The 14,423-nt window shown below is 36.4% G+C and carries 12 protein-coding genes and 2 riboswitches; of the genes, 7 read left to right on the top strand and 5 right to left on the bottom strand.

Features of this window, described 5'->3' with window-relative positions:
• Positions 1-3: 3 nt before the first annotated feature.
• A complete protein-coding gene (gene glcK, locus ACUL40_RS13655; protein WP_000391704.1) occupies positions 4-987 on the top strand; it encodes a glucokinase in 984 nt (327 codons plus the stop codon).
• Between the two features lie 80 nt (positions 988-1,067).
• On the opposite strand, the gene ACUL40_RS13650 is transcribed toward glcK, so the two are convergent.
• A complete protein-coding gene (locus tag ACUL40_RS13650; protein ID WP_000524852.1) occupies positions 1,068-1,241 on the bottom strand; it encodes a DUF2759 domain-containing protein in 174 nt (57 codons plus the stop codon).
• Between the two features lie 170 nt (positions 1,242-1,411).
• Between ACUL40_RS13650 and ACUL40_RS13645 the strand changes: the two genes are divergently transcribed.
• Positions 1,412-2,041 carry an MBL fold metallo-hydrolase gene (locus ACUL40_RS13645; protein WP_000871231.1) on the top strand — a complete coding sequence of 210 codons (630 nt, stop codon included), beginning with the start codon at positions 1,412-1,414 and terminating at the stop codon, positions 2,039-2,041.
• 9 nt (positions 2,042-2,050) lie between these two features.
• Positions 2,051-3,163, top strand: coding sequence for a class I SAM-dependent methyltransferase (locus ACUL40_RS13640; protein WP_000525153.1), 1,113 nt, complete (start codon positions 2,051-2,053; stop codon positions 3,161-3,163).
• 142 nt (positions 3,164-3,305) lie between these two features.
• Here ACUL40_RS13640 and ACUL40_RS13635 read toward each other — a convergent pair whose 3' ends face one another.
• The 4 genes from ACUL40_RS13635 to metI all read right to left on the bottom strand — a co-directional run bounded on the left by ACUL40_RS13635 (position 3,306) and on the right by metI (position 6,981).
• Complete coding sequence (locus ACUL40_RS13635; RefSeq protein ID WP_000894377.1) at positions 3,306-3,596, bottom strand: ArsR/SmtB family transcription factor; 291 nt, start codon at positions 3,594-3,596, stop codon at positions 3,306-3,308.
• Between the two features lie 433 nt (positions 3,597-4,029).
• A complete protein-coding gene (locus tag ACUL40_RS13630) occupies positions 4,030-4,542 on the bottom strand; it encodes a cysteine hydrolase family protein (RefSeq protein WP_000379155.1) in 513 nt (170 codons plus the stop codon).
• A gap of 166 nt (positions 4,543-4,708) precedes the next feature.
• A complete protein-coding gene (gene metC / locus ACUL40_RS13625) occupies positions 4,709-5,872 on the bottom strand; it encodes a cystathionine beta-lyase (protein ID WP_000122299.1) in 1,164 nt (387 codons plus the stop codon).
• Complete coding sequence (metI, locus tag ACUL40_RS13620) at positions 5,869-6,981, bottom strand: cystathionine gamma-synthase/O-acetylhomoserine thiolyase (RefSeq protein WP_000103897.1); 1,113 nt, start codon at positions 6,979-6,981, stop codon at positions 5,869-5,871. Before metI ends, metC begins: the two co-directional genes overlap by 4 nt.
• Positions 6,982-7,075: 94 nt before the next feature.
• Positions 7,076-7,186, bottom strand: a riboswitch (SAM riboswitch).
• A gap of 203 nt (positions 7,187-7,389) precedes the next feature.
• Positions 7,390-7,499: riboswitch (SAM riboswitch) on the top strand.
• A 70-nt stretch (positions 7,500-7,569) separates the two neighbouring features.
• On the opposite strand from metI, the gene ACUL40_RS13615 reads away from it, so the two are divergent.
• The 4 genes from ACUL40_RS13615 to ACUL40_RS13600 all read left to right on the top strand — a co-directional run bounded on the left by ACUL40_RS13615 (position 7,570) and on the right by ACUL40_RS13600 (position 14,332).
• Entirely contained in the window at positions 7,570-9,402 is a 1,833-nt protein-coding gene (locus tag ACUL40_RS13615) for a bifunctional homocysteine S-methyltransferase/methylenetetrahydrofolate reductase (protein WP_445422667.1), read from the top strand.
• Positions 9,402-12,800, top strand: coding sequence for a methionine synthase (gene metH / locus ACUL40_RS13610; RefSeq protein ID WP_445422666.1), 3,399 nt, complete (start codon positions 9,402-9,404; stop codon positions 12,798-12,800). The genes ACUL40_RS13615 and metH overlap by 1 nt, the downstream gene beginning before the upstream one ends.
• 18 nt (positions 12,801-12,818) lie before the next feature.
• Entirely contained in the window at positions 12,819-13,877 is a 1,059-nt protein-coding gene (locus ACUL40_RS13605; protein ID WP_326038169.1) for an undecaprenyldiphospho-muramoylpentapeptide beta-N-acetylglucosaminyltransferase, read from the top strand.
• Between the two features lie 194 nt (positions 13,878-14,071).
• Positions 14,072-14,332: a DUF3966 domain-containing protein gene (locus ACUL40_RS13600; RefSeq protein ID WP_001250699.1), complete on the top strand. Its 261-nt coding sequence runs from the start codon at positions 14,072-14,074 to the stop codon at positions 14,330-14,332.
• Positions 14,333-14,423 lie beyond the last annotated feature (91 nt).

Below are 14,423 nucleotides of genomic sequence, written 5' to 3'. Positions count from 1 at the left end.
AACATGGAAGAGAAATGGTTAGTTGGTGTTGACCTTGGTGGTACAACGATTAAATTAGCATTTATTAATGTGTACGGTGAAATTTTACATAAGTGGGAAATCCCTACGAATACAGGTGAGCAAGGAAAACATATTACACTTGATGTTGCGAAAGCAATTGATAAAAAGCTAGAAGAATTAGGCGAATTGAAGAGCAAGTTAATTGGTATTGGTATGGGAGCTCCTGGTCCTGTACATGTGGCGTCTGGAATGATTTATGAAGCGGTTAACTTAGGATGGAAAAACTATCCGTTAAAAGATTTATTAGAAGTAGAAACAGGATTACCTGTTGTTATTGATAATGATGCAAACTTAGCAGCGCTTGGTGAAATGTGGAAAGGTGCTGGTGAAGGTGCAAAAGATTTAATCTGTATGACACTTGGTACGGGCGTTGGTGGTGGTGTAATCGCCAATGGTGAGATTGTACACGGCGTGAGTGGTGCTGCTGGTGAGATTGGACATATTACAGTCGTTACAGAAAATGCTTTCCCATGTAATTGCGGGAAGTCTGGTTGCTTAGAAACAGTAGCATCTGCGACAGGTATTGTACGTGTTGCTATGCAAAAAATACAAGAGACTAATAAAGAGAGCGTGTTGCGTTCTATGTTAGCTGAAGAAGGACGTATTACATCAAAAGATGTCTTTGAAGCACTTGGACAAGGTGATGAATTAGCAGGTGAAGTAGTAGAAAAAGTAGCTTCTTATTTAGGATTAGCTGTAGCGAACCTTTCTAGTACATTGAACCCAGAGAAAATTGTTATTGGTGGAGGCGTGTCTAAAGCTGGAGATGCGCTATTAGAACCAATTCAACGCTATTTCGAGCAATACGCTTTCTCACGTGCTGTAAAGAGCACGAAGTTAGCTATTGCAACACTTGGTAATGATGCAGGTGTTATCGGAGGAGCTTGGCTTGTAAAAAAGCACAAATACGAAGCGAAGATGATATAAGTTGTGAAATATGAAAAGAGGAAGGGGGAACCCTTCCTCTTTTTGTGTAAAATCTCGATGAAGAATAAAGTGTAAACGAATTAAGCTGCTGGTGGATACCCGTTATATAGAACAGTCATGATCGTAAACCATCCGAAAACGAGTACAGTTGCAATTGCAAAGCCGCTCGCGAAAAAGTTTTTTTCACGAAGTGTTCTAAGCGTAGCAAATACAGCTAACAGAGTGACAAGTGTAAAAATAATAACAAGGCCCATACAATATCCTCCTCTGTCTACCCATTTCTTATTATGAGTTTTTGGAATATTTACTCTTTTATATTGTACATGTTTTAAAAATGATTGTCGAGATAGCATCCTTTCTTTTCCTCAGAGAAAGAAATGTTGTATCATTAAAAGTAAGTTTAATAACTGGAGGAGATTTTTATATGAAATGGATACAAATGCCGTTAGGCCCATTACAAACAAATGCTTATATTTTAATGAACGATCAAAAAGAGTGCATTATCTTTGACCCTGGTCATGAAGGTGAAAAGCTCGTTACATATTTACAAGAAGAACAATTAAAACCATTGGCTGTTTTATTAACACATGCTCACTTTGATCATATCGGTGCTGTTGATGCCGTAAGAGACGCTTTTTATATTCCTGTGTACGTACATAAAGAAGAAGCAGATTGGTTAGGAGATGCAACTGTAAACGGCTCTCAAATTTTTATGATGAACCGCAGTATTACAGCAAAACCAGCGGATCATATTATTGATGCAGAAGGTACATTAACAATTGGATCATTTAATTTTGAAGTTTTTGAGACACCAGGACATTCTCCAGGAAGTATTTCTTATTATAGTAAAGAAGCGAATGCTGTATTCTCAGGAGATGTATTGTTCCAAATGAGCATTGGAAGAACAGATTTGCCTGGTGGAAGTTTTGCTGAATTAATTGGAAGTATTGAAGAGAAATTATTTGTATTACCAGATGAAACAGCGGTGTTATGTGGACATGGTCCAGAAACAAGCATTGGCTTTGAAAAAGAAAATAATCCGTTTTTACAATAAGGAGTCATTATGGGAATGGAGCTCATTTTAAGAGAATGGATGGGGAAAGAAAAGGATTATTCAATTTCATATAGTACGTATATGAACCTTGTATTGTATACGGAGGGTCATGGATATTATATGAAAGAACGTGAAAAGATTGGAAGACAAGGGGATTTTTTTACAAGTAGCAATGTATCCTCTGTTTTTGCAAAAACTTTTGCTAAACTTTTTATTCGTCTTGTTGAAAATGGTGAAGTTGCTTCGAATATTTGTGAGGTTGGTGGGGGAACAGGGAAGTTTGCCTATGATGTTTTACAAGAATGGAAGCAATTATCTCCAAACACCTTTATTAATTTAAACTATTCAATGATTGAAGTGAGCCCTTTTCATAGGAAATTACAGCAGGAGCAACTTGGCTCATTTTCTAATGTATCGTACTATACCTCCTATAGTGAAATGGGAGATTCTTTCGAGGGAATTCTTTTTTCGAATGAGTTGTTTGATGCATTTCCTGTTGAAGTAATTGAGAAAAGAAATGGTATATTGTATGAAGTACGTATTACATATACAGAGGAAGGAAACCTTTCAGAAGTATGTAGGCCGTTAAATAAAAGAATTGGTCGCTATTTATTGAAATATAATATTCATATTGCTGAAGGGCAACGTTTTGAAGTACCAATAGTTATGGAGGAGTATATAAAAGAAATTTCGAAATGGTTTCAAAAAGGTATATGTATTACAGTTGATTACGGATACACAAAAGAAGAATGGATGCATCCAGCACACCGCGAAGGAAGTTTGCGAGGATATTATCAGCATAAGCTAATGCGTAACCCACTAGCGCATCCAGGTGAAATGGATCTTACTACTCATGTTCATTGGGACGAGCTAAAGGAGATGTTTAGTATGCAAGGAATGAGTGCAGTATGGCATAAGAAACAATCTGAGTTCTTGTTAGCTGCAGGGATATTAGAACAGCTTACGAGCCATCAAGATACGAATCCTTTTTCTGAAACGCAAAAACAAAATCGAGCAGTTCGTTCTATGATTTTAAATGGAGGAGTAGGGAGTTCGTTTGATGTTGTTATACATACAAAAGATATGCAACATTTACATTTGGATCGGTATGTAACAATATAAAAAACAAGACACAGTATATACTGTGTCTTGTTTTTTAATACGACTTATGTAGTATTATATATTTCCTCTCATGATATATATTTATATTAAAGATATGAGATAAAAAATATAGAATACGTTCTTTTTCTGCGATTATTAGTCCCTAACCTAATAATACGCGAACGAGTTGAATGATTGTTTCATTCTCTACTTTGTAATAAATTTCCAATCCTTTTCTTTCACTAGAAACGATTTTAGCGCTTTTTAATTTTGCTAAATGCTGTGAAATTGTAGATTGTGGCATGTTTAAGCCAGTATACATTGTAGAAACGTTGCTTGGACCGCGCTCGATTAATCCTTTTACGATACATAAACGAACAGGATGAGCTAGCACTTTTAATAATTCTGCATTACTTTCATATAGTTCTAATTCTTTTTGAAAGGTTTCTAACATGTTCTTTTCCACCTCCGTGTGAGCTATTATACCATACTATACATACCAAAAATTTAAAGAAAAGAAAATAGTTGTTGCAGAAAAAAAGTCCTAAAGTAAAGAAATTGTAAGAAAAGAGACCCGGATGTAAATAAAATAGGTAAATTAGCATATTTTTGTAAAATGACATTTTTGGGTGAAAATTTCGATGCGTTTTAAAAATTGAAAGATATAGATATATTTGTAACACAATTTTATCATGATTTTCTTATTCTTTCAAATGAATATACGAAATTTTTAAAATAATATGACAAAGGAATTATAATGATATATATAGAATATAAAACAGGTTAAAAGAAAAGAAGCTGAATGTCATTCGCTTCTTTATGGTGATAATGAAATATTTGATTACGGCTGATAAATCTTAGGATGATCAAGTCATTAGTCATTTATTCTAAAATTCATCTTTTAGCAACGTTAAAAATCTGTGATTCCATATGTTCTCATAAAAATCAATTGTCTCTTTTGCGGACATAAAAGGATTATTCAACGTAGAGGTTGTTTTCTGTCCCATAAAGTTTTCGTATCCTAGTCCGTGGGCAAACTTAATCGTTGCATCCATACAGTACTCTGTTTGGGCGCCACAAAATTCAATGCGATTTACAGATAATTGATCTAAAATTTCTTTTAAGTTTGTTTTATAAAATGAATTTGCATGTGTTTTTCTTACAAAAAAATCTTGTTCTTGAACATCTAGATCGGTATGAATAGCCCAAAGTTCTTTCTCGGGTACTAAATCATCATCACAATGTTGAACAAAAAGGATTGGTTTATTTAATTTTCTATATGAAGAAATTCTTTTATTTACTTTTTTTAGTAAGTTCTGTAAATCAAATAAATGCTCCTCGCTATAACATACGCCATTTTGTAAATCGATAACGATTAAAATATCTGCACAAGTATCCATTATTTTCACCCCTTTTTATTTCTTAATATATCAATTAATCCATTATTTAGAAATAGATGATATACTTTTATTTTTATGGACTATAAGAAAAGAAGAAATTCAAATGAATATAGCTAAACCGCATAAAAAGAAGATATGAAAACCTAATCTCATATCTTCTTTTTCTCTATGCATTTACAGGTTCTTCTACATAAGAAAGGGCATTTTCAAAATCGGATATTAAATCGTTAACATTTTCAAGACCGACTGATAACCGAAGTAATGAATTAGAGATTCCTCTTTTATCACGAGCTTCTTGCGACAGTGCTGCATGTGACATTTTTGCTGGATAAGAAAGAATTGACTCTACAGCTCCTAAACTAACTGCAAAAACAGGCAATTTTACTTTTGATAAAAATTTGCGGAGTGCATCTTCTGACTGCAAAGTAAACGATAAGACCGCTCCAGCTGATGTTGCTTGAGATTGTTGAATATCAAATCCGAGATGAGTTTGTAATCCCGGATAATAGACATTTTTTACTTTAGAGTGCTCTTGTAAATAATGTGCGATTTTATTGGCATTTTTAGCTGAATGTTCGAGGCGTACATGCAATGTTTTTAGACCGCGAAGTACGAGAGAACAATCTTGAGGTCCTAAAATAGCACCGAATGCATTTTGTAAAAATCCAAGCTTTTGAGCGAGTTCTGAATCTTTTACTACTGCTAATCCGGCAGTAACATCACTATGACCAGCAATAAATTTTGTAGCACTATGAAGAACGACATCAGCTCCAAGTTCAAGTGGTTTTTGGAATAGTGGTGTCAAAAATGTATTATCAACAAAAGTAAGAGCCCCAATAGATTTTGCGAGTTTAGAAACCTCGCGAATATCTGTCACTTTTAAAAGTGGGTTAGAAGGTGTTTCTACATAAAAGAGCTTTGTATTTGGTTTAATGTTTTGTTTTATTTCTTCTAAATTGGTCATATCAACAAATGTATGTGAAACACCGTAACGGGAGAGTACCTCAGTTATCACTCGGTAAGTGCCTCCGTACACATCTTCTGAAATGAGTACGTGATCACCTTGTGAAAGAAGGAGGAATGCAGTGGAAATCGCTGCAATGCCTGATGCAAAGGCGAATCCTTTTGTTCCGCCTTCTAATAAAGCAATGATATCTTCAAGAGCTTCACGAGTTGGATTTCCTGACCTGCTATAGTCATATTTTCCGAACGTATCTACATCAAACTGGTGAAAAGTTGATGTGTTATAAATAGGAACGTTCACAGCGCCTGTTTGCGAGTCGTGTTTATATTGGTTGTGTAGTAAGAGTGTATCTATAGAATAGCTCATATTCTTACACCTTCTTTTACGAGTTTAATTGCTTGCTTTAAGTCTTGAATTAAATCGTTACTATTTTCAATGCCAACTGAGAATCGAAGAAGACGATTGCATACGCCGTTTGCTGTTCTAATTTCTTCAGGAATATCAGCATGTGTTTGCGTTGCTGGATAAGTCATTAAACTTTCTACACCACCAAGACTTTCGGCAAATGTAATTAAGGATAAAGATTGTAAGAATGGATTAATCCAAGCTTCATCTTTAAGGCGGAATGAGATCATGCCGCCTCTTCCTGGATAAAATACATCTGTCACCCCGTCTTCATCATTTAAATACGCAACAACTGCTTTCGCATTTTCTTCATGTTGCCTCATGCGAAGCGCTAACGTTTTCATACCGCGAATTAATAACCATGAGTCAAATGGGCTTAAAACTGCACCTGATGCATTATGATAATGAGCGATTTCCTCGCAAAGTTCCTTTCCTTTTGCAACGACAAGCCCGCTTAGTACATCGTTATGTCCCCCTAAATATTTCGTTGCGCTATGAAGTACAATGTCAGCACCTTCTGTTAATGGTTGCTGTATATAAGGTGTGTAGAAAGTGTTGTCTACAATAAGGAGTAGTCCGTTCCTTTTCGCTACAGTTGCGACAGCAGCAATATCAGTAACTTGCATTAATGGATTAGTTGGAGTTTCTATGAAAATAGCCTTCGTTTCAGTTGTGATAGCTTGCTCAATTTGTTTAATAGACTGTGTATTTACGTATCTACATCGAACATTCCACTTTTTTTCATGCTCAGAAAATAATCGATACGTTCCCCCGTATAAATCTTCAGATACAATAAGTTCGTCTCCAGAGCGGAATAGAGAAAGGACGAGGAGAACAGCCGCCATCCCTGAACTACAGGCATAACCTTGTTCGCCATATTCTAAGTCTGCGATCGCCTGTTCTAAAAGACCTCGAGTTGGATTGCCAGTTCGTGAATAGTCAAAGCCAGTAGATTTACCAATTCCTTCGTGACGATAAGCGGTTGAGAAATAAACTGGTGGATTAACCGTTCCGGTTGTAGTTTCACTGCGATTTCCGATTTGTGCTAGTTTTGTTTCGATTGTTGACATATGAAAATTCCTCCTTTTTAAATTGAAACATTAAGTGAATATAAAATAAAAAAAGCCTTCTAAGAAGAAGGCTTTCGGTTTGAATAGAGTCTTCTTCTCATCTGTCAAATCTTTCACAATTTGCTGGAATTAGCACCTTATTAACAAAATGTTAATGGTTGCTGAGGCGTCACAGGGCCAGTCCCTCTACCTCTCTAGATAAGAATGTTCGTATGAAATTTTTATTATGTTTTTAACTTTACAATAAAATATAACTGAATTGCAACTTTATTTTAAATAATTTTTATTTTTCCGCAAGTGTCATTGACTTTTACTTTTGTGCATGCTAAATTTATTAAAAAATTAACAAACATTGTTAAAAGGGGAACGCATTTCCTTTTAGCTACATAAATAAAATAATAAAGACAACTCTTATTGAGAGCGGTGGAGGGAAAGGCCCTGTGAAACCCGGCAACCTTCAAACGAAATGTTTGAAACGGTGCTAATACCTGCAAAACGAATGTTTTGCATAATAAGAGGAGGAACGATTATGTCCCCCTCTTCAAAGTGAAGAGGGGGTTTTTATATTGATAGAAATGAGGGAGAGTCGTGAAATTACTAGATTTATTATCAAAAGGAATTGTAATAGGTGATGGTGCGGTTGGGACGTTATTGCATTCACATGGTTTGCAAAGTAGCTTTGAAGAATTGAATGTATCTGATCCAGACTTAATTATATCGATTCATAAACAATATGTAGCTGCTGGAGCAGATGTAATTCAAACGAATACGTATGGAGCAAATGAGGCGAAATTACGTATGTATGGTTTAGAAAATCAAGTTACAGAAATTAATAGAGCGGCAGTAAAACTGGCGAAAGCATCTGTGACAGATAAAAATGCAATTTTAGGAACAATTGGTGGTATGAAACATATCGGAGCTGTTACAACGACTGATATGGAAAGAGAGTTTATGTTACTTGAACAGGCAGGGGCTTTACTAGAAGAACAGGTTGATGGATTACTATTAGAAACTTTTTACGATGAATTTGAATTACTTCATGCCGTTAAAGTATTGCGTAAGCAAACGAATATTCCAATTGTTGCGCAATTAGCGTTACATGAAGCAGGTACGACTCAAAATGGAAATGATGTCAATGAAATATTAAAGCAACTTATAGATTACGGTGCAAATGTTGTTGGATTGAATTGTCAACTAGGGCCGCTTCATATGACGGAAGCTTTCAAAATGATATCGATTCCTCAAAATGGCTATTTATCAGCATACCCAAATGCAGGCCTCCCGAATTATGTGGATGGACGTTACGTATATGAGGGAAGCCCAGCTTATTTTGAAGCGATGACACCGAGATTTATTGAGCAAGGTATTCGGTTATTGGGTGGTTGTTGTGGTACGACTCCAGAACATATTCAAAGTATGAAGCGCGCTGTTGCGAATATTACCCCTGTAATAGAAAAAGACACGATTCAAAGGCCGAAAGTCGTTCATACGCATGAGAAATGTTCGAAGGCTCACGTCACTCTAGCAGAGAAAGCGAAAAAACAAACGACAGTTGTAGTGGAATTAGATCCACCGAAAACGTTAGATACACAGCGTTTTTTTGAAGGAGCAAGAGCGTTAAAAAGAGCGGGAGCAGATGCTATTACTCTAGCAGATAATTCATTAGCATCGCCTCGTGTTTCTAATATGGCGATGGGTGCGTTATTAACGAAGCATGATATCCCAGTATTGACGCATTTAACGTGTAGAGATCATAACGTCATTGGACTACAATCTCATTTGTTAGGTTTATCGGCGTTAGGGATGGAAGAAGTGTTAGCTTTAACTGGTGATCCAGCGCGCGTTGGTGATTTTCCCGGTGCCACTTCTGTATATGATTTATCCTCTATTGAGCTTATTAAAATGATTAAAGAAATGAACGATGGACGTTCAATTTTAGGGAAATCAATTGGACCGGCGACAAGGTTTTCTGTAGGCGGCGCATTTAATCCTCACGTGAGGCACTTAAAAGCAGCGGTTAAGCGAATGGAACGAAAAATAGATGCTGGAGCGGAGTATTTTTTAACTCAGCCAATTTACGATATCAAGTTAATTGAAGAAGTGTATGAAGCGACAAAGCATTTGGAACAACCTATTTTTATTGGAATTATGCCGTTAGTAAGTAAGCGGAATGCAGATTTTCTTCATTTTGAGGTGCCGGGTATTACTCTTCCTGAAGAAATAAGAGAGAGAATGGATGGACATGAAACGAAAGAGGCAGCAATTGAGGAAGGGATCCGCATTTCACAAGAATTGGTCGACGCAGCGATGAAATATTTTAATGGTATTTATCTTATTACACCATTTTTAAAGTATGAAATTACAGAACATCTTGTTAAATATGTAAGAGAAAAGCAAGAAGTGAAAGAAGGTATTAATTGATGAAGTGTATAGAAGAAAAATTAAAAAATAGCATTTTAATATTAGATGGTGCAATGGGGACAATGATTCAGCAAGAGGATTTAACTGCTGAAGATTTCGGAGGAGAAGAGTACGAGGGCTGTAATGAATATTTAGTGGAAACAAGACCAGACGTTATTTTAAAGATTCATAAAGCTTATATTGAAGCTGGAGCGGATATTATTGAAACAAATACATTTGGGGCAACGAATATTGTACTAAGTGATTATGATCTGTCTCATTTAGATGAAAAACTAAATGAAAAGGCAGCACTTTTGGCGAAGCAAGCTGTTAAAGAAAGCGGGAAGGAAGTATATGTTGCGGGAGCGATGGGACCAACAACGAAAGCAATTAGTGTTACAGGTGGTGTGACTTTTGAAGAATTGATTGAGGCTTATACAAGGCAGGCACGAGGATTATTAAAAGGAGCAGTTGATGTATTACTCGTTGAGACGAGTCAAGATATGCGTAACGTGAAAGCAGCTTATATTGGAATTCAAGCCGCTTTTGAAGAACTGAAAAAAACGGTTCCTATTATGATTTCAGGAACGATTGAGCCAATGGGAACGACTCTGGCTGGGCAAACAATTGAAGCTTTTTATTTATCAGTAGAACATATGAAACCATTATCTGTTGGGTTAAACTGTGCGACTGGTCCGGAGTTTATGAGGGACCATATTCGTTCACTATCTGATTTATCGGAGTGTTACATTTCTTGTTATCCAAATGCAGGTCTTCCTGATGAAGATGGACATTACCATGAATCTCCATCTTCTCTTGCTGAAAAGGTGAAGCGATTTGCTGAAGAAGGATGGGTTAATATTATTGGTGGTTGTTGTGGCACGACACCAGAACATATAAAAGCAATGAAATCCGCGCTAGCATCTCTTAGGCCTCGTGACCATCATGAGAGAGAAGGACATGGAATTAGTGGATTAGAAGCACTGCAATATGATGAGTCTATGAGACCGTTATTTGTAGGTGAAAGAACGAATGTTATTGGGTCACGTAAATTTAAACGCTTAGTAGCAGAAGGGAAATTTGAAGAGGCTGCTGAAGTGGCAAGAGCGCAAGTGAAGAAAAATGCTCATATTATTGACATTTGTATGGCAGATCCTGATCGCGATGAAATAGAAGATATGGAAAACTTCTTAGCAGAAGTTACGAAAGTTTTAAAAGTACCGATTATGATTGATTCAACAGATGAAAATGTGATGGAGCGAGCTCTTACTTATATTCAAGGAAAAGCTGTTATTAATTCAATTAATTTAGAAGATGGAGAAGAACGATTTAAAAAAGTGACACCGCTTCTTCAAAAGTATGGTGCCGCTATAGTTGTAGGAACAATTGATGAAGACGGTATGGCTGTTAGTGCGGAACGAAAGATAGAAATTGCGAAAAGAAGCTATGAATTACTTACAAAGAAGTATGGGATACGCCCGTCAGATATTATTTTTGATGCACTTGTGTTTCCAGTAGGGACAGGTGATGAAGAATATATTGGCTCAGCGGCAGCGACTATAGAAGGAATTCGCCTTATTAAAGAAGCGTTACCAGAGTGTTTAACGATTTTAGGTGTAAGTAACATATCATTTGGTTTACCACCGGCTGGACGTGAAGTATTAAATTCAGTCTTTTTATATCATGCTACGAAAGCAGGATTAGATTACGCGATTGTGAATACGGAAAAATTAGAACGCTATGCGTCGATTCCAGAGGAAGAAAAACGCCTTGCAGATGCATTACTGTTTGAAACGACGAAAGAGACGTTAGAAGAATTTACAAACTTTTACCGAGTTGCTAAAAAGAAAGATGTCGTTGTGCAAGAAACGTTAACGCTTGATGAAAGACTAGCAAATTATATTGTAGAAGGTACGAAACAAGGATTACACGAGGATTTAAGTCTTGCACTTGAAGAAGGAAGAAAACCTCTTGATATTATTAACGGTCCGCTTATGACAGGGATGGACGAGGTAGGACGACTATTTAATAATAATGAACTTATTGTTGCTGAAGTATTGCAAAGTGCCGAAAGTATGAAATCCGCTGTAAGCTATTTAGAGCCACATATGGAATCTAGTGATAGTGCGAAAAAAGGGAAAGTATTGTTAGCAACTGTAAAAGGTGACGTGCATGATATTGGGAAAAATCTTGTTGAAATTATTTTAGCGAATAACGGATATGAGATTATTAATTTAGGAATTAATGTACGTTCGGATCGAATTGTTCAAGAAGTACAAGAAAAGAAGCCGGACATTATAGGCCTTTCAGGTTTATTAGTAAAATCAGCTCAACAAATGGTAACGACTGCTGAAGATTTAAAAGCGGCAAATATTGATGTGCCCATTGTTGTAGGTGGTGCAGCGTTAACGAGAAAGTTTACAGATAATCGGATTTCACCATCATATAAAGGACTCGTTTGTTATGCGAGTGATGCGATGACGGGGCTCGATATTATTAATAAGCTTCAAAAAGAAGAAGAGCGTGAGAAGATGAAGCAGGATAAAAAAGAACGTCATCTTCATATCGTAAAAAAAGAGGAGAAGAAAGTAGAAATTCCAGCAGTAATTGAGCCATTACCAAAATCAGAGGTTATGGTGCCTGATTCAACAAAACGAATTGTATTACGAGATGTTCCCGCCCTTCATCTCGCACCATTTCTGAATAGACAAATGCTACTTGGGCATCACCTTGGATTAAAAGGAAATGTGAAGAAGCTTTTGAAAGAGGGAGATAAGAGAGCACATGAATTAAATGATTTAATAGATGAATTATTGCAGGAAGGACAATCTTGGTTAAAGCCGAAAGCAGTGTATCAATTTTTCCCAGCGCAAAGCGACGGACAAAACATTGTAATATATGATCCAGAAGATCATACGCGTGTTATAGAGCGTTTCACATTCCCTAGACAAGGAAAGGCTCCCTATCGTACTTTAGGTGATTATTTGCGCCCAATAGGAGATGAGATGGACTATGTTGCTTTCTTATCTGTTACGGTTGGGGAAGGAGTTCGGGACATCGCTGAAGAGTGGAAGGCGAAAGGTGATTACCTACGTAGTCATGCCATTCAATCGTTAGCGCTTGAATTAGCGGAAGGACTTGCTGAAAAAACACATATGCTCATTCGTGACCGCTGGGGCATTCCGGACTCACCTGAACTGACGATGGAAGAACGTTTCCGTACGAAATATAGAGGAATACGAGTGTCATTTGGTTATCCGGCGTGTCCAGAACTTGCAGATCAAGAAAAGCTATTTCGCTTAATTCATCCAGAGGAAATAGGTATTTCATTAACAGAAGGATTCATGATGGAGCCAGAAGCGTCCGTAACGGCTATGGTATTTTCTCACCCTGAGGCAAGATATTTTAGTGTATTATAGTCTAGAAGGGGGAGACGTATGAAGAAAATAGTCTTTACAGGTGGCGGTTCGGCAGGACATGTAACACCTAATTTAGCCATTATCCCATATTTACAGGAAGACAACTGGGATATCTCTTATATTGGTTCTCACCAAGGTATTGAGAAAACGATTATAGAAAAGGAAGGCATTCCCTACTATAGTATTTCGAGTGGAAAGCTACGTCGTTATTTTGATTTAAAAAATATAAAAGATCCTTTTCTTGTAATGAAGGGTGTTATGGATGCGTATGTAAGAATTCGAAAACTAAAACCAGATGTGATTTTTTCAAAAGGCGGTTTCGTATCTGTACCAGTCGTAATTGGCGGATGGCTAAATAGAGTACCAGTTTTATTACATGAATCTGATATGACGCCAGGACTAGCAAATAAAATTGCGCTTCGTTTTGCTTCGAAAATATTTGTTACATTTGAAGAAGCAGCGAAACATTTACCGAAAGAAAAAGTAATATATACGGGGTCTCCTGTACGTGAAGAAGTGCTGAAGGGAAATCGTGAAAAAGGTTTAGCGTTTTTAGGTTTTTCACATAAAAAGCCAGTTATTACGATTATGGGAGGCAGCTTGGGCGCGAAAAAAATTAATGATACGGCTCGAGAAGCATTACCAGAACTTCTTAAAAAGTATCAAATTGTTCACCTTTGCGGAAAAGGTAACCTTGATGAAAGTTTACAAAATAAAGAAGGATATAGACAATTTGAATATGTACATGGAGAACTGCCAGATATATTAGCGGTAACAGATTTTGTTATTTCACGCGCGGGCTCCAACGCAATTTTTGAATTTTTAACATTACAAAAGCCGATGGTTTTAATTCCATTATCGAAATTTGCAAGCCGTGGAGATCAAATATTAAATGCAGAGTCCTTTGAAAGACAAGGATATGCCTCCGTATTATATGAAGAAGATGTAAATGTAAAATCTCTTATAAAGTATGTCGAAGAATTAAATCAAAATAATGAGAAGTATAAAATAGCACTAAAAAAATATAATGGAAAAGAAGCAATTAAAACAATCATTCAAAATATTTCAGAGGCATGATGAAATAATCATGCCTCTTTTAGTAGGGTGAAAGATTCCAAGAATTGATATTTTTATGTTACAATAAAGTGAAACTTTAATCAGTTGGGTGCATCCCACATCTAACTTCTTTACTGTTACTGAATTTTGAGGAGGGAGTCTTACTGCCCTCAAATAGCGGGATAACAAATGGGTTAATAGGGAAATTCCAATTAATGAGGCGTGAAAATACGAATGGATTAGGAGTGACTGTGTTGGAGCTAAGTCTCTATGAAAATACTGCACTTATTATATGCTTTGTGTTGTACGTTGGTAGTGTTATTGTTTATATTTCAAGGAAATTTTCGCAAGAAAGAGAGCTTGAAAAGTCGGAGATAACAGCTGAACTAGAAATGTTAGCTGATGAAAGTTATAAAAAACAAAAAATAAAAGAAGACCATGAAGCATCCCATCATTTAAACGCAAATAAGTTTTAAAGATGGGGATTTTTTTTGAAGTTGTTCTTTATTGTAGCTATAACAAATAACGCTAAAAAGGAGTTTCCCCATACATAATGAAGGAGTGTAT

It is taken from the genome of Bacillus sp. KNSH39 (genome assembly GCF_052656585.1).
This window is presented reverse-complemented; position numbering and strand designations above follow the sequence as displayed.

Excerpts from the sequence above, each read along its gene's own strand:
- glcK (WP_000391704.1), top strand. The coding sequence starts at position 4 with ATGGAAGAGAAATGGTTAGTTGGTGTTGACCTTGGTGGTACAACGATT.
- metH (WP_445422666.1), top strand. The coding sequence starts at position 9,402 with ATGAAGTGTATAGAAGAAAAATTAAAAAATAGCATTTTAATATTAGAT.
- ACUL40_RS13600 (WP_001250699.1), top strand. The coding sequence starts at position 14,072 with ATGAGGCGTGAAAATACGAATGGATTAGGAGTGACTGTGTTGGAGCTA.
- metC (WP_000122299.1), bottom strand. The coding sequence starts at position 5,872 with ATGAGCTATTCTATAGATACACTCTTACTACACAACCAATATAAACAC.
- ACUL40_RS13650 (WP_000524852.1), bottom strand. The coding sequence starts at position 1,241 with ATGGGCCTTGTTATTATTTTTACACTTGTCACTCTGTTAGCTGTATTT.
- ACUL40_RS13605 (WP_326038169.1), top strand. The coding sequence starts at position 12,819 with ATGAAGAAAATAGTCTTTACAGGTGGCGGTTCGGCAGGACATGTAACA.
- metI (WP_000103897.1), bottom strand. The coding sequence starts at position 6,981 with ATGTCAACAATCGAAACAAAACTAGCACAAATCGGAAATCGCAGTGAA.
- ACUL40_RS13640 (WP_000525153.1), top strand. The coding sequence starts at position 2,051 with ATGGGAATGGAGCTCATTTTAAGAGAATGGATGGGGAAAGAAAAGGAT.
- ACUL40_RS13630 (WP_000379155.1), bottom strand. The coding sequence starts at position 4,542 with ATGGATACTTGTGCAGATATTTTAATCGTTATCGATTTACAAAATGGC.
- ACUL40_RS13635 (WP_000894377.1), bottom strand. The coding sequence starts at position 3,596 with ATGTTAGAAACCTTTCAAAAAGAATTAGAACTATATGAAAGTAATGCA.
- ACUL40_RS13645 (WP_000871231.1), top strand. The coding sequence starts at position 1,412 with ATGAAATGGATACAAATGCCGTTAGGCCCATTACAAACAAATGCTTAT.